The sequence below is a fragment of the Blastococcus atacamensis genome, from assembly GCF_002938425.1.
In the GTDB taxonomy this organism is placed as follows: Bacteria; Actinomycetota; Actinomycetes; order Mycobacteriales; family Geodermatophilaceae; genus Blastococcus; species Blastococcus atacamensis.
Map to the genome: position 1 here is coordinate 1 of NZ_POQU01000077.1, position 17,940 is coordinate 17,940.

At 71.5% G+C, this 17,940-nt stretch carries 12 protein-coding genes and 1 tRNA gene; 7 read left to right on the forward strand and 6 right to left on the reverse strand.

Going from position 1 to position 17,940, the window contains the following annotated elements; all coding sequences use genetic code 11:
* Positions 1-71: 71 nt before the first annotated feature.
* The 5 genes from C5508_RS15545 (at position 72) to C5508_RS15565 (ending at position 4,887) form a co-directional block, all read left to right on the forward strand.
* On the forward strand, positions 72-488 hold the full coding sequence (locus C5508_RS15545; RefSeq protein ID WP_104525853.1) for a PaaI family thioesterase: 417 nt from the start codon (positions 72-74) through the stop codon (positions 486-488).
* Between the two features lie 310 nt (positions 489-798).
* Positions 799-2,043, forward strand: a complete 1,245-nt coding sequence (locus C5508_RS15550; protein WP_232797184.1) for a branched-chain amino acid ABC transporter permease — start codon at positions 799-801, stop codon at positions 2,041-2,043.
* A gap of 3 nt (positions 2,044-2,046) precedes the next feature.
* Positions 2,047-3,045 (forward strand): branched-chain amino acid ABC transporter permease, encoded by a 999-nt coding sequence (locus C5508_RS15555; RefSeq protein ID WP_104525855.1) that lies wholly within the window; start codon positions 2,047-2,049, stop codon positions 3,043-3,045.
* Positions 3,035-4,039 (forward strand): ABC transporter ATP-binding protein, encoded by a 1,005-nt coding sequence (locus tag C5508_RS15560; RefSeq protein ID WP_104525856.1) that lies wholly within the window; start codon positions 3,035-3,037, stop codon positions 4,037-4,039. Before C5508_RS15555 ends, C5508_RS15560 begins: the two co-directional genes overlap by 11 nt.
* Positions 4,036-4,887 (forward strand): ABC transporter ATP-binding protein, encoded by an 852-nt coding sequence (locus C5508_RS15565; RefSeq protein ID WP_198598120.1) that lies wholly within the window; start codon positions 4,036-4,038, stop codon positions 4,885-4,887. Before C5508_RS15560 ends, C5508_RS15565 begins: the two co-directional genes overlap by 4 nt.
* A 328-nt stretch (positions 4,888-5,215) precedes the next feature.
* Here the strand turns inward: C5508_RS15565 and C5508_RS15570 are convergent, their stop codons facing one another.
* Positions 5,216-6,544: an ABC transporter substrate-binding protein gene (locus C5508_RS15570; protein WP_104525857.1), complete on the reverse strand. Its 1,329-nt coding sequence runs from the start codon at positions 6,542-6,544 to the stop codon at positions 5,216-5,218.
* Positions 6,545-6,782: 238 nt separating this feature from the next.
* Entirely contained in the window at positions 6,783-7,379 is a 597-nt protein-coding gene (locus tag C5508_RS15575) for an ANTAR domain-containing response regulator (protein ID WP_104525858.1), read from the reverse strand.
* A gap of 75 nt (positions 7,380-7,454) precedes the next feature.
* Here C5508_RS15575 and C5508_RS15580 point away from each other — a divergent pair.
* Both C5508_RS15580 and C5508_RS15585 read left to right on the forward strand, forming a co-directional pair.
* Positions 7,455-7,528: transfer RNA gene (locus tag C5508_RS15580), tRNA-Leu, on the forward strand.
* A gap of 38 nt (positions 7,529-7,566) precedes the next feature.
* Positions 7,567-9,219, forward strand: coding sequence for an aminotransferase class V-fold PLP-dependent enzyme (locus C5508_RS15585; RefSeq protein WP_232797185.1), 1,653 nt, complete (start codon positions 7,567-7,569; stop codon positions 9,217-9,219).
* Between the two features lie 21 nt (positions 9,220-9,240).
* Here the strand turns inward: C5508_RS15585 and C5508_RS15590 are convergent, their stop codons facing one another.
* The 4 genes from C5508_RS15590 to gltB form a co-directional block, all read right to left on the reverse strand.
* The gene (locus C5508_RS15590) at positions 9,241-10,119 is read right to left on the reverse strand and encodes an acyl-CoA thioesterase (RefSeq protein ID WP_104525859.1); all 879 of its coding nucleotides are present in this window, start codon (positions 10,117-10,119) and stop codon (positions 9,241-9,243) included.
* Positions 10,116-11,531 (reverse strand): pyruvate kinase, encoded by a 1,416-nt coding sequence (pyk, locus tag C5508_RS15595; protein ID WP_104525860.1) that lies wholly within the window; start codon positions 11,529-11,531, stop codon positions 10,116-10,118. Before pyk ends, C5508_RS15590 begins: the two co-directional genes overlap by 4 nt.
* Positions 11,532-11,621: 90 nt before the next feature.
* A complete protein-coding gene (locus C5508_RS15600) occupies positions 11,622-13,124 on the reverse strand; it encodes a glutamate synthase subunit beta (protein ID WP_104525861.1) in 1,503 nt (500 codons plus the stop codon).
* 44 nt (positions 13,125-13,168) lie between these two features.
* The gene (gene gltB, locus C5508_RS15605; RefSeq protein WP_104525862.1) at positions 13,169-17,770 is read right to left on the reverse strand and encodes a glutamate synthase large subunit; all 4,602 of its coding nucleotides are present in this window, start codon (positions 17,768-17,770) and stop codon (positions 13,169-13,171) included.
* Between the last annotated feature and the right edge of the window lie 170 nt (positions 17,771-17,940).

Here is a 17,940-nt window from a genome sequence, read left to right on the forward strand (position 1 = left end):
AGATGTGCATAAGATACAGGCCCCTGCGGGAGGGCCGGCCGACCCGACGAAGCGGCGGTTACGGTGCCGGCATGACCACCCCTCCCCCCTCCTGGCTCCCCGAGGGCGTGAGCAGCCCCCTCGACGACAAGCTCGGCGTCCGGATCACCGACTGGAACCCCGACCGGATGGTCGCGACCATGCCGGTGGCCGGCAACGAGCAGCCCTTCGGCCTGCTGCACGGCGGTGCGACGTGCACCCTGGTCGAGACGATCGGCTCCATGGCGGCCGCGGTCGGCGCCGGCCCGGACAAGCAGGTGGTCGGCATCGAGCTCAACGCCAGCTACCTGCGCGCCGCCACGGCGGGGACCGTCACCGCCGTCTGCACGCCCGTGCGACGCGGCCGCACGCTCTCCACCTTCCTCATCCAGATCGCCGACGACCAGGGCCGGCAGACGGCGACGGCGCGGCTGACCTGCATGACCCTGACCGCCCCGCGGAAGAGCTGACCCCCCGGTCGCGCCCAGGGGCAACGTGCCCCGACCCCGCCGTCCACCTGCTGAGATCACGCGGGCGTACCGGCCGACTCCGCAGGGTGAACGCCTCGGCGTGTCGCGGAAAGGTCACAGCTCAGCACGCAGCAACAGCGCGGACACGGAACCGGGTTAGGGTCCTGCCTCACATCATCGTCTGGGAGGTCGAGTGACGCACGCGGGAAACCGTGCCCGCCGGCATGGTCGACGAGCGGGATCCCTGGGGCTCCTGCCGCGACTGCGAGGCCGCGGGCGGCCGATCGAGGCGTCGCGCGTCGTCGTCCGGTTGCTGCTGGTCCTGACGTTCGGTCTCGGGCTCGCCGCCCTGGGCCCGGGCATCGCCCAGGCAGAGGGTGAGCAGCTCGCCGGCACCCTGCAGACCAGCCGCAGCGGCCCCATCCCCGACGTCGAGGTCGAGGTCACCTCGGCCGACGGCGGTCAGGTGGTCGACACCGTCGAGACCGACGAGGACGGCCGCTGGTCGGTGGACCTGCCCGGTCCGGGCCGCTACACGGTCACCATCGACGCCGACGGCCTGCCCGAGGGAGTGGAGCTCGCCGGTGAGGACAGCCGCACCGTCACCGTGGACGAGGGCCGCCGCCAGGCGGTCATCATCGGCCTGAGCGACGGCAGCCGGAACTCCGGAGGCGGGAACATCCAGGCCGTCCAGCTGCTGGTCGACGGCATCCGGTTCGGTCTGCTGATCGCGATGGCGGCCGTCGGCCTCTCGCTGATCTTCGGGACGACCGGGCTGACCAACTTCGCCCACGGCGAGCTGGTCACGATCGGCGCCGTCGCCGCCTGGTACATCAACGTCTCGAGCGGCGTGAACCTGTTCGTCGCCACGATCCTGGCGATGATCGTCGGCGCCGCCGTCGGTGCGCTCAACGAGCTCGCCCTCTGGCGGCCGCTGCGCCGGCGCGGCACGGGCCTCATCGCCGCCCTGGTGGTCTCGATCGGTCTGTCGCTGCTGCTGCGCTACCTGATCCAGATCGTGTACGGCGGCCGGTCCAGCCCCTACCAGGGCTTCCAGGGCGGGCGCGCGGTCGACTACGGCCCCTTCACCATGACCAACGCCGACCTCGCCTCGGTGATCATCTCCGTGGTCGTCCTGCTGCTCGTCGCCGTCATGCTGCAACGCACGAAGATCGGCAAGGCCATGCGCGCGGTGTCCGACAACCGCGACCTGGCGGCGTCGTCGGGCATCGACGTCAACCGCGTCATCCTCGTGGTCTGGATGATGGGTGGCGCGCTGGCCGCACTCGGCGGCGTGCTGCTCGGCCTGTCCGACCAGGTGCAGTGGGACATGGGCTTCCGCCTGCTGCTCCTCATGTTCGCCGGCGTCACCCTGGGTGGCCTCGGAACCGCGTACGGCGCCCTGGTGGGCAGCCTGATCGTGGGTGTGTTCGTGCAGATGTCGACTCTCGTCATCCCGAATGACGTGAAGTACGTCGGAGGGCTGCTGCTCTTGATCGTCATCCTCGTCATCCGACCCCAGGGCATCCTGGGCAGCCGCGCACGGATCGGCTGACCCATGGCCGACCTCCTCAACGCCCTGGCGGTCGCGGGCAAGTCCGCGCTCGGTTTCCAGGCGATCTTCTTCGCGCTGCTGGCCATCGGCATCAACGTGCAGTTCGGCTACGCCGGCCTGCTCAACTTCGGCCAGATCGCCTTCGCGCTGCTCGGTGGGTTCGGCATCGCCATCTCGGTGAGCAAGTGGGGCCTGCCCTTCTGGGTCGGCGTGCTGGTCGGCCTGCTGGCCGCCGTCGTCCTGGCGCTGCTCCTGGGCCTGCCGACGCTGCGGCTGCGCGCCGACTACCTGGCCATCGCGACCATCGCGACCGCCGAGGGCCTGCGATTGCTGTTCCGCTCGGTGTCGGCCACGCCGGTCACCAACGGCACGCGCGGCCTGTCCGCCTTCAACGGCGACTTCATCGCGCTGGCGCCGTGGAACACCTCGCAGCGCTACTCGATCCTCGGGACCAGCTGGTCCGGCGGCGAGCTGTGGGTGGCGCTGGTCGGCTGGGTGCTCGTGGTCCTGGGCAGCCTGCTGGTCTTCGCGCTCATGCGCAGCCCCTGGGGCCGCGTGCTCAAGTCGATCCGCGAGGACGAGGACGCCGTCCGCGCCCTGGGCAAGAACGTCTACGTCTACAAGATGCAGGCGCTCGTGCTCGGCGGCGTCTTCGGTGCCCTGGGAGGCATGGTCTACGCGGTGGGCACCGGCTCGGCCGTGCCCGACCAGTACCAGAACGCCAACACGTTCCTGGCCTACGCCGCCCTGATCCTCGGCGGCGCCGCGCGGGTGCTGGGGCCGGTGGTCGGCTCGATGATCCTGCTGTTCATCCTGCAGTTCGCCGACACGGGCCTGCGCCTGCTGATCAGCAACGGGATCATCCCGGAGGACCTGCTCTCCTCCACCGACGTCGCGCAGATCCGCTTCGTCCTCGTCGGCATCGGCCTGATGCTGCTGCTGATCTTCCGCCCCCAGGGCATCTTCGGTGACCGACGAGAGGTGATGCTCGATGCCCGCTGACCCGACCCCGCACGGGGCGACGGCTTCCGGCGCAGGCACGACCGGGGCCGCACCCCAGCGACTGGCCCAGGCCGCGCTGCGCGACCTCCCCTGGGAGGTGGGCGTCGCCAAGCCCGACGCCGCTGTCGTCGTCGACGGCGTCACCCGCACCTTCGGTGGCCTGACGGCGGTCTCGGTGGACCACCTGGAGATCCAGCGGGGCGGCATCACCGGGCTGATCGGGCCCAACGGCGCCGGCAAGACCACGCTGTTCAACCTGCTCACCGGGTTCGACCAGCCCGACACCGGTACGTGGTCGTTCAACGGCCGGTCGCTGGGCAGGCTGGCCCCGCACCAGGTCGCGCGGCTCGGCGTCGTCCGGACGTTCCAGCTGACCAAGGCGCTGTCCCGGCTCACCGTGCTGCAGAACATGCTGCTGGGCGCCCAGGGGCAGCGCGGCGAGAGCTTCTTCCGGGCGCTGGTCCCGGGCACCTGGCGGGCCCAGGAGAAGGCGAACACCGAGAAGGCGATGGACCTGCTGCGGCGGTTCAAGCTCGATGCCAAGAAGGACGACTTCGCCGGCACCCTCTCGGGCGGTCAGCGCAAGCTCCTGGAGATGGCGCGGGCGCTCATGAGCGACCCGCAGGTGGTCATGCTCGACGAGCCGATGGCGGGCGTGAACCCGGCGCTCACGCAGAGCCTGCTGGGGCACGTCAAGGACCTCCGCGAGGAGGGCATGACGGTCATCTTCGTGGAGCACGACATGGACGTCGTCCGCGACATCAGCGACTGGGTCGTCGTCATGGCCGCCGGCAAGGTCATCGCCGAGGGGCCGCCGGAGTCCATCAGCCAGAACCAGGCCGTCGTCGACGCCTACCTCGGGGCGCACCACGACGCGCCCCTGACGGTCGAGGACGAGGACCGGGTGCTGGCCGAGGTCGAGGCCCAGATCGCCCGCGAGGAGCACGGCGGCACCGCCGGCTCCTCCGACAGCAATGAGGGGACGGGCCGATGAGCGAGCCGGTGTTCGACGTCGACGAGTCGGGCGAGGGCCGCACGCGCGCCGAGACGGTGGAGAGCACGCAGCTCTCCCCCGCCGAGAAGGCGGCGACCCGCGAGGAGCACGTGCGGCTGGCCGAGGGCGCGCTGGTCCGCGCCGACGAGCTGGTCGCCGGCTACGTGCCGGGGGTGAACATCCTCCGCGGCTGCGACTTCTACCTGCAGGAGGGCGAGCTCGTCGGCATCATCGGCCCGAACGGGGCCGGTAAGTCCACGCTGCTCAAGACGCTGTTCGGCCTCATCCCGGTGCGGTCGGGCTCGGTCACCCTGCGCGGCGAGAGCATCACCGCCGCCCCGGCGCACCGCCTGGTCTCCCTGGGCGTCGGTTACGTCCCGCAGAACAACAACGTGTTCCCCTCGCTCACCATCGAGGAGAACATGCAGATGGGCGTCTACCTGCGGCCGAAGACTTTCAAGGAACGCTTCGACTACGTCATCGACCTCTTCCCGCTGCTCGGGGAGCGCCGCAAGGGCAAGGCCGGGGCCCTCTCCGGCGGCGAGCGGCAGATGGTCGCCATGGGCCGGGCGCTGATGATGAACCCGTCGGTGCTGCTCCTCGACGAGCCCTCGGCCGGCCTCTCCCCCGCCTACCAGGACGAGGTCTTCATCCGCTGCCGGCGGATCAACGCCACGGGCGTCTCGATCATCATGGTCGAGCAGAACGCCCGCCGGTGCCTGCAGATCTGCGACCGCGGCTACGTGCTGGACCAGGGGCGCAACGCCTACACCGACACCGGCGAGTCGCTCATGCACGACCCCAAGGTCATTGAGCTCTACCTGGGCACCCTGGCCAAGGCGCAGTAACCCCACTCCACACCTGACGGCGCCGGCTCCCTCTGGGACCGGCGCCGTCGGCGTTCCCGGGGCGGGCAGGCCGGGGCGGCGTCGCCGCGGGTGAGCGCCCTGGCAGCCGCCGAAGGCGCACGGCGCAGGGCGGCATTTCCCCCGAGGGCGTCATTCCGGGGGCCCGAATGGCGCCTGCAGGGTCAACACTGCGGCACGTCAGGACCCCGGGCCGGCTCCACGGAGGACCGGGCGGCACGCGACCGTCCCGCACAGCACAGCGGCCCGGCACCACGAGGGTGCCGGGCCACTGGATGGCTGCTACCGGATCAGGACCCGGTCGCGGGGATCAACGCTGCGGGCCGACGCCGTTCGAGTTGAGACCCTCGAGGATCCGCGAGGACTCCTCGAAGCCGATGACCACGATCGCGTCGGGGTTGAACTCGACCATCTCCTGGACCTCGGAGTCGAAGTTCGCCGCCTGCGGGTCGTAGGTGATGTTGACGATGTCGTCCTCGGCGAGGCCGGCGTCGATCAGGTTCTGCGTGGTGTTCTCCGCCAGGCCCGTGCCGTACGGGTCGTTGAGGGCGAGGATCCCGACGGTGTTGTTGCCGTCCTCGATGATCATGTCGGCCAGGGCGCGAGCCTGCAGCGTGTCCGGCGGCGCCGTACGGAAGTACAGGCCGTTGTCGTTGTAGGTCGTGAACTGGTCCGACGTGTTCGCCGGCGAGATCTGCATGACACCGGCGCCGGTGATGGCGTCGATGACGGTCAGGCTCACGCCGGAGGAGGCCGCGCCCACGATCGCGTTGACGCCGGACTGCAGGAGGCGGTCGACGCTCTGCGTGGCCGTGTCGGTCGAGGCGTCACCGGAGTCACCCTCGACGAGCTGCACGGGCTGACCGAAGACACCGCCGGCGGCGTTGATGTCCTGGATCGCGAGCTTGGCGCCGGCGACCTCGGGCGGACCGAGGAACGCCAGGTTGCCGGTGAGCGGCAGGAGCGTGCCGATGACGAGCGGCTCGCCGCCGGCGGGCGCCGCGGCCGGGGCCGGGCCCTCGTCGGTGGCCGCGTTCTCCTCGTCGCCGGCGATGACGAACTCCGTCGCGTCGTCGTCGAGGGTGTTGTCGTCACCGAACTGCAGGAGGCCGAAGCTGGCCTGCGCCGGCTCACCGGCGTCGGCGAAGCTCAGCGGACCGGAGGCACCGTCGTAGTCGACGTTCCCGCCGGCGGCGAGGATCTCCGAGCAGCTGGCGAAGTCCGTGCAGGTGTCGCCACCGAAGGTCAGACCGTTGACGTAGTCCTTGAAGACGTTCGCGTCGTTGGTCCCGGCCGCCTGCGCGGCGAGGGCGACGAGGACGACCGCGTCGTAGGTCTCGCCGGCGTAGTTGAAGTCCTGCAGGGCGGGGTCGATTTCCATCAGGCGATCGGTGAACTCCGCCGACAGGTCGGTGAGCGGCGTGGTGCCCCGCATCCCGGCCAGCGCCCCGTCCTCGGAGAAGTCCTCACCGAGGGCGTTGCCCATGTTGCCGTCGGTGCCGTAGACCTTGACCTGCTTCTCGCCGCTGTCGCCGCCATCAGCGGTGTCGCCGCCGCCGTCGCCGCCGCCACAGGCGGTCACGGCGAGGAGGGCGGCACCGGTGACGGCGATGCCTCGGGCAGTGGTGCCAGTGCGCATCAAGCAACTCCCAGTGTCATCTGACAGAGGTGGGGCACGCCTCGACGGGACGAACCAGCCGGGAGGCGCCCGATCAGTGGGCAGAACCTAGCTTCCGTTCGCTGGTACGGACCCGGCCACGGAGCGACCGTGATGAGGTCGTGACCTCGATGTCCGCACAGGGGAAGCTCATCGACGGAGCGTGATCGTCGAGTGACGTCGTGCTGTGACGGGCCCTGGAGCGGGCGCGCCCGGACGGTCAGGCCGGGGTGTCGCCGGTCGCGGTTCCGGACAGGATGGCCTCGGCCAGCCCCTTCATGCTCGTGCGCTGGTTCATCGCCGTGCGCTGGATCCAGCGGAAGGCCTCGGCCTCGGTCATGCCCTGGTCGGCCATCAACCGGCCCTTCGCCTGCTCCACGACCTTGCGCGTCAACAGCCGCTCCTCCAGCGTCCGGACCTCGCCGTCCAGCGCCGTCATCTCCGCGTACCGACCGCGGGCCACCTCGATGGCCGGCACCAGGTCGTTCTTCGAGAAGGGCTTCACCAGGTAGGCCATGGCGCCCGCGTCCCGTGCCCGCTCCACCAGCTCGCGCTGGCTGAACGCCGTGAGCACGATGACCGGGGCGATGCGGGCCGAGGCGATCTGCTCGGCAGCCGACAACCCGTCCAGCACCGGCATCTGGATGTCCAGGATGACCAGGTCCGGGTGCAGCTCCTGCGCCCGGTCGACGGCCTGCTGGCCGTCACCGACCTCGGCGACGACGCTGTAGCCCTCCTCCTCGAGCATCTCCTTGAGGTCGAGACGGATGAGCGCCTCGTCCTCGGCGATCAGAACGCGGATCGGGTCGCTGCTCACGGAGCGGGAGCCTATCGGCGTCGGGCGTCCGCCACCGCCCCGCTACGCTTCCCGGGCGCCGGTCGCACCCGGCAGGCCCCCGTACCCCAATCGGCAGAGGGAGCGGATTCAAAACCCGCGCAGTGTGCGTTCGAGTCGCACCGGGGGCACCCAGAGTTCGCGCCGGTCCGGGCAATACGCTCGGCCGGTGACCGAGCCCGTTCCGCACATGACTCCTGAGCAGTTCCGGCGCCACGGCCACGAGGTGGTCGACTGGATCGCCGACTACTGGACGCGGATCGGGTCGCTCCCCGTGCGGTCCCAGCTCTCCCCCGGCGACGTGCGCGCCTCGCTGCCGGCATCCGCGCCCGAGCAGGGCGAGTCCTTCGACGCGATCCTCGGCGACCTCGACCGCGTCGTCCTCCCCGGCGTCACGCACTGGCAGCACCCCGGATTCTTCGGCTACTTCCCGGCCAACACCTCCGGGCCCTCGGTGCTCGGCGACCTCGTCTCCGCCGGCCTCGGCGTGCAGGGCATGTCGTGGGTGACCAGCCCGGCGGCCACCGAGCTCGAGCAGCACGTCATGGACTGGCTGGCCGACCTGCTGGGCCTGCCCGAGGCGTTCCGCTCCACCGGCACCGGCGGCGGGGTGGTGCAGGACTCGAGCTCGGGGGCCAACCTCGTGGCCCTGCTCGCCGCCCTGCACCGGTCCTCCGGCGGCGCCACCGTCCGGCACGGCGTGGAGCCCGAACGGGCCACCGTCTACGTCTCCAGCGAGACGCACTCCTCGATGGAGAAGGCGGTCCGGATCGCCGGCCTCGGCACCGACACCGTCCGCATCGTCGAGGTCGACGGGAACCTGGCCATGAACCCCGGCGCCCTGGCCGCCCGCCTCGAGCGCGACGTCGCCCGAGGCTTCCGCCCGGTCCTGGTGTGCGCCACCGTCGGCACCACCTCCACCACCGCGGTGGACCCGCTCGCGGCGATCGGCCCCATCTGCCAGAAGTACGGCGTCTGGCTGCACGTCGACGCCGCCTACGCCGGCGTGAGCGCGGTCGTCCCGGAGCTCCGGGACCTGCAGGCCGGCGTCGAGTGGGCCGACAGCTACACGACCGACGCGCACAAGTGGCTGCTCACCGGCTTCGACGCCACCCTCTTCTGGGTCGCCGACCGGGCCGCGCTCACCGGGGCCCTGTCCATCCTCCCCGAGTACCTGCGCAACGCCGCCACCGACGCCGGCGCAGTGGTCGACTTCCGCGACTGGCAGATCCCGCTGGGCCGTCGGTTCCGCGCGCTGAAGTTGTGGTTCGTGCTGCGCTGGTTCGGCGCCGAGGGGCTCCGGGCGCACATCCGCGAGCACGTCGCCCTCGCCCAGGAACTGGCCGGCTGGGCCGACGCCGACGAACGGTTCGACGTCGTCGCACCCCATCCGCTGTCGCTGGTCTGCCTCAAGCCGCGCTGGCCCGAGGGGGTCGACGCCGACGTCGCCACCATGACGCTGCTGGAACGCCTCAACGACGGCGGCGAGGTGTTCCTCACCCACACCACCGTCGAGCGCCAGCCGGTGCTCCGCGTCGCAGTGGGCTCCCCCGCCACCACCCGCGCGCACGTCGAGCGGGTCTGGGCGCTGCTGGTCGAGGGCCACGACTGGCTCGCCGCCGACTTCGCCGCGCAGGCTGCCGAGCAGGCCGCTGCCCGCGCCGCGGAGCGCGAGCGCGCCGAGCAGGAACGGGCCGAGCAGGAACGGGCCGAGCAGGAACGGGCCGAGCAGGAGCGGGCCGAGCAGGAGCGCGTGCGGGTCGAGGCTGGAGCTGCGGAGGCGCCCGCACCGGCTCCCGACGAGGTGGCCGACCCTGCCTGACCGGCGGGGCGCCGCGCTCGGTCAGTCGTCGGCGGAGCGGATGAGGCCCTCCTGGGCCACCGTGGCGACGTGCCGGCCGTCGGCCGACCACAGCTTGCCGAAGCACAGCGCCCGCCCGGCGGAGGCGGCCGGGCTGTCGGTCTCGTAGAGGAGCCAGTCGTCGGCGCGCACCGGCTGGTGGAACCAGACGGCGTGGTCCAGGCTCGCCCCGGCGAAGTCCGGCCAGCCGCCGCCGAGCCGGGCGAAGCCCGCCGACAGCAGCGTCAGGTCGCTCACGAACGTGAGCGCGGCCGCGTGCACGGCCGGGTCGTCCCCGAGGTTGCCCGCCACCCGGAACCAGGTCTGGGTCTCGGTGTGCGGCGGGGACTTCGGCGGAGCGGAGAACGGGTCCTGCAGGAAGCGCTGCTCGACCACGTGGGCCATGGCCGACATCCAGGCCGCCTTGTCACCGTGCCGTGCGACGACGTCCGCGGTGCCGATGGCGTCCTCGGGCGCGGGGACCACGGGCATCGGGGCGCTGTGCTCGGCGACCGCGTCCTCCCCCGCGTGGAAGTCGGCGGTCAGCGCGAAGATCGCGACCTCCTCGCCCTTGCGCTCCTGCCAGGCCACCACGCGACGGGTCGTGAACGACCGCCCGTCGCGGATCCGGTCGACGGCGTAGCGGATCTCCGCGAACGGGTCCCCGGGTCGCAGGAAGTAGGCGTGCAGGGAGTGCACGCCCCGGTCGGCGGGGACGGTGCGGCCGGCCGCGACGAGCGCCTGCCCGGCGACCTGCCCGCCGAAGATCCGCTGGCGCTCGGTGCTCGGGGTCTTGCCGACGAAGACGTCGGTGTCGCGCTCCTCGAGATCGAGCACGGCCAGGAGCGCGGCCGCCTGGCTGTCGCCCCGTCCACCGCTCACGAGTCGGTACCCACCTCGTGCACGCGGATCAGGTTGGTCGAGCCGACCGTGTTCGGCGGGCTGCCGGCCACGACGACGACGCGGTCGCCGACCTTGAGCCGCCCGATCGACAGCAGCGAGAAGTCCACCTGCTCCACCATGTCGTCGGTGTGCTCGACGGCGGGCACCAGGAAGGTCTCCACCCCCCACGACAGGGCGAGCTGGCTGCGCACCCGGGCGTCGACGGTGAAGGCGAGCAGCGGCTGCCGGGGGTGCAGCGCGGCCAGCCGGCGCGCGGTCTCGCCGGTCTGCGTGAAGGTGGCCAGCGCCTTGACGTCCAGGGCCTCGCCGATGTCGCGCGCGGCCCGGACGATCGCGCCGGAGCGGGACCGCGAGCGGCGGGCCACCTCGGGCACCCACAGGTGGTCGCTCTCGACGGCGACGATGATGCGCTCCATCGTGCGCACCGCGCCGATCGGGTACGCGCCCACGGAGGTCTCGCCCGACAGCATCACCGCGTCGGCGCCGTCGAGCACGGCGTTGGCGACGTCGGAGGCCTCGGCCCGGGTCGGCCGCGAGTTGGTGATCATCGACTCGAGCATCTGGGTGGCCACGATGACCGGCTTGTTGCGCTCGCGGGCGGCCTGGATCGCGCGCTTCTGCACCAGCGGCACCTGCTCCAGCGCGAGCTCGACGCCGAGGTCGCCGCGGGCGACCATGATCCCGTCGAACGCCTCCACGATCGCGTCGAGGTTGCGCACCGCCTCCGGCTTCTCCAGCTTGGCGATCACCGGGACGTAGATGTCCTCCTGCCGCATGATGTCGCGGACCAGGGCCACATCGGTGGGCGAGCGCACGAAGGACAGCGCGATGAAGTCCACCCCGAGCGCCAGCGCGAAGCGCAGGTCCTCCTCGTCCTTGTCCGAGAGCGCCGGCACGCTCACCGCGACGCCGGGCAGCGACAGGCCCTTGTTGTTCGACACCTTCCCGCCCTCGACGACGAGGCAGAAGACGTCGGGGCCCTCGACCCGGACGACGCTGAGCGAGAGGTTGCCGTCATCGACGAGCAGCCGGTCGCCGACCTTCACGTCGTTCGACAGGTTCTTGTAGGTCGTGGAGACCCGTTCGGCGGTGCCGGCGACGTCCTCGACGGTGATGCACACCTGGCTGCCGGTGACCCAGGTGACCGGCCCCTCGGCGAAGGTGCCGAGGCGGATCTTGGGGCCCTGCAGGTCGGCCAGGACGGCGACCGCGTGGCCGACGCGGTCGGAGGCCTCGCGCACCAGCCGGTAGGCCGCCGCGTGGTCCTCGTGCGCGCCGTGGCTGAAGTTGAGGCGGGCCACGTCCATGCCGGACTCGACCAGGGCGTTGATCTGGTCGGCGGAACTGGTGGCCGGACCGAGGGTGCAGACGATCTTCGCGCGCCGTGACATGGGGATAACGCTAGTGCCACGACGAACTCAGTGCCGGAGCGACCCGGGGGCGGTTCCGCGTTTCCTGTGCGGGAGCCGCCCCCGGGCCCCTCAGCGGAGCGCGACCGCCGTCGGGGTGACCGGTCGCGGCAGCATGGAGCTGCCGGTCAGCCAGGTGTCGACCGAGGCCGCGGCGGCACGACCCTCGGCGATCGCCCACACGATGAGCGACTGCCCCCGGCCCATGTCGCCGGCGACGAAGACACCGGGCACGGTGGACATGAACTCGCCGTCGCGGGAGACGTTGCCCCGGCCGTCGACCTCGACCCCGAGGGTGTCGACCAGGCCCTCGGTCTGCGCACCGGTGAACCCCATGGCCAGGAAGACCAGGTCCGCCGGGAGCTCCCGCTCGGTGCCCTCGATCTTCTGGAAACGGCCCTCGACCCGCTCGACCTCGTGCAGCAGCAGGGCCCGCACGTTGCCGCGGGCGGGGCCCTCCTCATGACCCAGGAAGCGCTCGGTGTTGACCGAGTACAGCCGTTCGCCGCCCTCCTCGTGCGCACTGGAGACGCGCATGATCATGGGGTAGGTCGGCCACGGGTTGCTGCCCTGGTCCCGGCGGTCCGGCGGGGCCGGCATGATCTCCAGCTGCGTGACCGAGGCCGCGCCCTGGCGGTGGGAGGTGCCGAGGCAGTCGGCGCCGGTGTCACCGCCACCGATGATCACGACGTGCTTGCCCTTGGCATTGATCGGCGGCTCGTCGAGCTCGCCCAGCGCCTGGCGGTTGCCGTAGGGCAGGTACTCCATGGCCAGGTGGATGCCGGCCAGCTCCCGCCCGGGGGCCGGCAGGTCGCGGCCGACGGTCGCGCCTCCGGCGAGCACCACGGCGTCGAAGTCCCCGCGCAGCTGCTCGACCGACAGGTCGGCCTCGGCACCCCCACCGACCTCCACGCCGGTCACGAACCGGGTGCCCTCGGCGCGCATCTGGTCCAGCCGCCGGTCCAGGACGGACTTCTCCATCTTGAACTCGGGGATGCCGTACCGGAGCAGGCCACCGACGCGGTCGGCCCGCTCGAAGACCGTCACGTCGTGCCCGGCCCGGGTGAGCTGCTGGGCGGCGGCCAGGCCGGCCGGTCCGGAACCGACGACGGCGACGCTCTTGCCGGTGCGCTCGGCGGGGTTCTGGGGGGTGACCCAGCCCTCGTCCCAGGCGCGGTCGATGATCTCCCACTCGATCTGCTTGATCGTGACCGGCGACTCCTGCAGGTTCAGCACGCAGGAGCCCTCGCACGGCGCCGGGCAGAGCTTCCCGGTGAACTCCGGGAAGTTGTTCGTCGCGTGCAGCCGCTCGATGGCGTCCTGCCAGTCGTCACGTCGGGCGAGGTCGTTCCACTCCGGGATCAGGTTCGCCACCGGGCAGGCGTGGTGGCAGAACGGGATGCCGCAGTCCATGCAGCGGGCGGCCTGGGTGCGGACCTCCGCCGTCGGGAACAACGGGTCCTCGCCGTTCTCCCGCCGGCTGTAGACGTCCTTCCAGTCCAGGAGCCGGAGCTCGACGGGACGACGCGGCGGCAGCGCGCGGTCGTACTTCAGGAAACCGGTCTGGTCAGCCACGTGCTGCCTCCTCCTGCTGCTCGTTGGTCCGGGGGGTGCGGGGATCAGCCACGTGCCGCCTCCATGACCGCGCGGTCCACATCGATCCCGGCGGCCTCGGCGGCGCGCCGGGCCTCCATCGCCCGCCGGTAGTCGCGCGGCATGATCACGCTGAACTGCTCCGACCAGCGGCCCCAGTCGGCCAGCAGCGCAGCGGCCACCGTGGACTCGGTGTCGGCGGCGTAGCGCACCAGGACCTCGCGCAGCCACTGCGCCGACTCACCGTCCAGCGGCTCGATGTCGACCATCTCGGTGTTGACCCGGTGCCGGGCCAGGTCGAGCACGTAGCCGACGCCACCGGACATGCCCGCGGCGATGTTGCGGCCGGTCGGGCCCAGGATGACCGCCTGACCGCCGGTCATGTACTCCAGCGCGTGGTCGCCCACGCCCTCGACGACCGCCAGCGCACCGGAGTTGCGGACGCAGAAGCGCTCGCCCACCCGGCCGCGCAGGAAGATCTCCCCGCTCGTGGCGCCGTAGCCGATGACGTTGCCGGCGATGACGTTGTCCTCGGCCAGGAAGGGCGCCTCACGCGACGGGCGGACGACGATCCGGCCACCCGACAGGCCCTTGCCGACGTAGTCGTTGGCGTCGCCGAACAGCCGCATGGTGATGCCGCGGGGCACGAAGGCGCCGAAGGACTGCCCGGCCGACCCGCCGAAGGTCAGGTCGATCGTTCCGTCGGGCAGGCCCTCACCGCCGAAGCGGCGGGTGACCATGGAGCCCAGCATCGTGCCGACGGTGCGGTTGACGTTGCGCACCGGCAGCTCGAGGCTGACCGGCCGCGCGTCGAGCAGCGCGCCCTCGCACAGCTGGATCAGCGTCTGGTCCAGGGCGACGTCGAGACCGTGGTCCTGGCCGCGCACCCGGCGCAGCGGAGCACCCTCGGGCAGCTCCGGCACGACCAGCACCGGCGAGAGGTCCAGTCCCTGCGCCTTCCAGTGGCCGACCGCCTTGCGGGTGTCCAGCAGCTCGGCGTGGCCGACGGCCTCGTCGATCGACCGGAAGCCCAGCTCGGCGAGGTACCCGCGCACCTGCTCGGCCAGGAACTCGAAGAAGGTGACGACGAACTCCGGCCGCCCGGTGAAGCGCTTGCGCAGCTCCGGGTTCTGGGTGGCGACGCCGACCGGGCAGGTGTCGAGGTGGCAGACGCGCATCATCACGCAGCCGGAGACGACCAGCGGCGCGGTCGCGAAACCGAACTCCTCGGCACCCAGCAGCGCGGCGACGACGACGTCCCGCCCGGTCTTCATCTGCCCGTCGACCTGCACGGTGATCCGGTCGCGCAGCCCGTTGGCCAGCAGCGTCTGCTGCGTCTCGGCCAGACCCAGCTCCCACGGGGAGCCGGCGTGCTTGAGCGAGGTCAGCGGGGCGGCACCGGTGCCGCCGTCGAACCCGGAGATCAGGACCACGTCGGCGTGGGCCTTGCTGACCCCGGCCGCGACCGTGCCGACACCCACCTCGGCGACCAGCTTGACGTGCACCCGCGCCTCGTTGTTGGCGTTCTTGAGGTCGTGGATGAGCTGCTTGAGGTCCTCGATCGAGTAGATGTCGTGGTGCGGCGGCGGGCTGATCAGGCCGACACCCGGCGTCGAGTGCCGGGTGCGGGCCACCCACGGGTAGACCTTGCCGCCGGGCAGCTGGCCACCCTCGCCGGGCTTGGCGCCCTGCGCCATCTTGATCTGGATGTCGTCCGCGTTGACCAGGTACTCGCTGGTGACGCCGAACCGGCCCGATGCGACCTGCTTGATCGCCGAGCGGCGCAGGTCGCCGTTCGGGTCGGGCGTGAAGCGGTTCGGGTCCTCGCCGCCCTCACCGGTGTTGGACCGGCCACCGAGCCGGTTCATCGCGATGGCGAGCGTCTCGTGGGCCTCCTGCGAGATGGAGCCGTAGCTCATCGCGCCGGTGTTGAACCGCTTGACGATCTCGCTGACCGGCTCCACCTCGTCGATCGGCACGGGCGGGCGCACGCCGGTCCGGAGCGTGAAGAGGCCCCGCAGCGTGGCGGCGTCCTCCGACATCTGGTCGACCGTCTGCGTGTACTTCTCGAAGACGTCGTACTGCCGCGAGCGGGTGGCGTGCTGGAGCAGGAACACCGTCTCGGGGTTGAAGAGGTGCACCTCGCCCTCGCGGCGCCACTGGTACTCGCCGCCGGTCTCCAGCCGCCGGTGCGCGCGCTCGGTCGGGTTGACCGGGTAGGCGCGGCGGTGGCGCAGGGCCACCTCCTCGGCCAGCACGTCGATGCCGACGCCGCCGAGCGGGGCGGAGGTGCCGGTGAAGTACTCGTCGACGACCTCGCGGGACAGGCCGACGGCCTCGAAGATCTGGGCCATCGTGTACGAGCCGACGGTGCTGATGCCCATCTTGCTCATGACCTTGAGGACGCCCTTGCCGAGCGCCTTGACCACGTTGCGCACGGCCTGCGCCGGCTCGATGCCGGTCAGCTCGCCGTCGCGGATGAGATCCTCGATCGACTCGAACGCCAGGTACGGGTTGACCGCGGCCGCGCCGTAGCCGAGCAGCAGCGCCACGTGGTGCACCTCGCGGCAGTCGCCGGACTCGACGACGAGGCCGACCTCCATGCGGGTCTTCTCCCGCACCAGGTGGTGGTGCACCGCGGCGGTCATGAGCAGCGACGGGATCGGCGCGCGCTGCTCGTCGCAGTCGCGGTCGGACAGCACGATGATCCGCGCCCCGGCGGAGATGGCCTTGGAGACCTTCGTCCGCAGCTGCTCGATCGCGTCGGTCAGCGCCGTCCCGCCGCCGTTCACGTCGAAGTGGCCGGTGATCCGCACCGCCGCGAAACCGGGCAGGTCGCCGTCGTCGTCGATGTGCAGGATCTTGGCCAGCTCGTCGTTGTCGATGACCGGGAACGGCAGGTGGACCTGCCGGCAGGACGCCGGGGACGCCGTCAGCAGGTTCTGCTCCGGGCCGAAGGTGCGGCCCAGGCTGGTGACCAGCTCTTCGCGGATCGCGTCCAGCGGCGGGTTGGTCACCTGGGCGAACAGCTGCCCGAAGTAGTCGTAGAGCAGCCGGGACCGGTCCGACAGCGCCGCGATCGGGGTGTCGGTGCCCATGGAGCCGATGGGCTCCGCCGCGGTGGCGGCCATCGGCGTGATGAGCAGGCGCAGGTCCTCCTCGGTGTACCCGAAGAGCAGTTGCCGGCGGACGACGGACTCGTGGCTGGGCCGCGAGCGGCGGCGCTCGGGCAGCGAGGGCAGGTGCACCAGGCCCGCGTGCAGCCAGTCGTCGTAGGGCTGCGCGGCGGCCAGGGCGCCCTTGACCTCCTCGTCGGAGACGATCCGGCCCGAGGCCGTGTCCACGAGGAACATGCGGCCCGGCTGCAGCCGGCCCTTGGCGACGATGTCGGCGGCCGGGATGTCGAGCACGCCGACCTCGCTGGCCATGACCACCAGGTCGTCCTTGGTGTGCCACCAGCGGCCCGGGCGCAGGCCGTTGCGGTCGAGGACGGCGCCGATCAGGGTGCCGTCGGTGAAGCAGACCGCGGCCGGTCCGTCCCACGGCTCCATGATCGAGGAGTGGAACCGGTAGAAGGCCCGGCGGGCCGGGTCCATCTCGTCGTGGTTCTCCCACGCCTCCGGGATCATCATCAGCACCGCGTGCGGCAGCGACCGGCCCGACAGGTGCAGCAGCTCCAGCACCTCGTCGAAGGTCGCCGAGTCGCTGAAGTCGCTCGCGGTGACCGGGAAGATCCGGTCCAGGCCGAGCTCGGAGGCCGGCCCGGCGGGGCCGTCGAACATCTCGGTGGCGAGCTTGGCCTCACGGGCCCGCATGCGGTTGCGGTTGCCCTTGATGGTGTTGATCTCGCCGTTGTGCGCGATGAAGCGGAACGGGTGGGCCAGCGGCCAGCTCGGGAACGTGTTCGTGGAGAACCGGCTGTGCACCAGCGCGATCGCCGACTCGTAGCGCTCGTCGCGCAGGTCGGGGAAGAACAGCGGCAGCTGGTCGGTGGTCAGCATCCCCTTGTAGGTGATGGTGCGCGACGACAGCGAGGCGATGTAGAGCGAGCTGCCGGCGTCCACCGCGGCGCGCTCGGCCCGCTTGCGCAGGACGAAGGACCGCCGCTCCAGCCGGGTGACGCCGTTGCACTCGACGTTGCCGCCGAACGCGGCCGCGTCGGCGCGGGCGCCCATCGTCTCGGCGACGAAGAGCTGGGCGAAGTGCGGCATCACCGCGCGCGCGGTCGGGCCGAGGTCGGCGCCGTCGGGGTCGACCGGCACGTCGCGCCAGCCGAGGACGGTCAGGCCCTCCTCCTCGGCGAGCCGGCTGACGTCGGCCACCCGGCCGGCGCGCTCGTCGGCGTCGGCCGGCATGAACGCGATACCGACGGAGTACTCGCCCAGGGGCGGCAGGTCGAAGTCGACGCTGGCGCGCAGGAGCGCGTCGGGGACCTGCGTGAGGATCCCGGCGCCGTCGCCGGAGTTGGGCTCGGAGCCCGCAGCGCCGCGGTGGTCGAGGTTGTGCAACGCCGTCAGGCCGGCCTGCACGATGCGGCGACTGCGCCGTCCGCGTGCGTCGGCCACGAAGGCCACACCGCAGGCGTCCTTGTCGTTGGCCGGGTCGTAGAGGCCGTGCGCGGCAGGCACGGCGGAGAACGGGACGGCCGAACCGCTGCGGCGCTGGACGCCGTCAGTGGCGGGGGCGGGGGCGGGAAGTGTCTCTTATACTCCTTCGAGTCTGCCGGCGAAGAGGAGAATTGAAAGGTAGGTGGGAGCAGTAACGATAAAAAAACAAAAACAAAATATATAAATCAAAA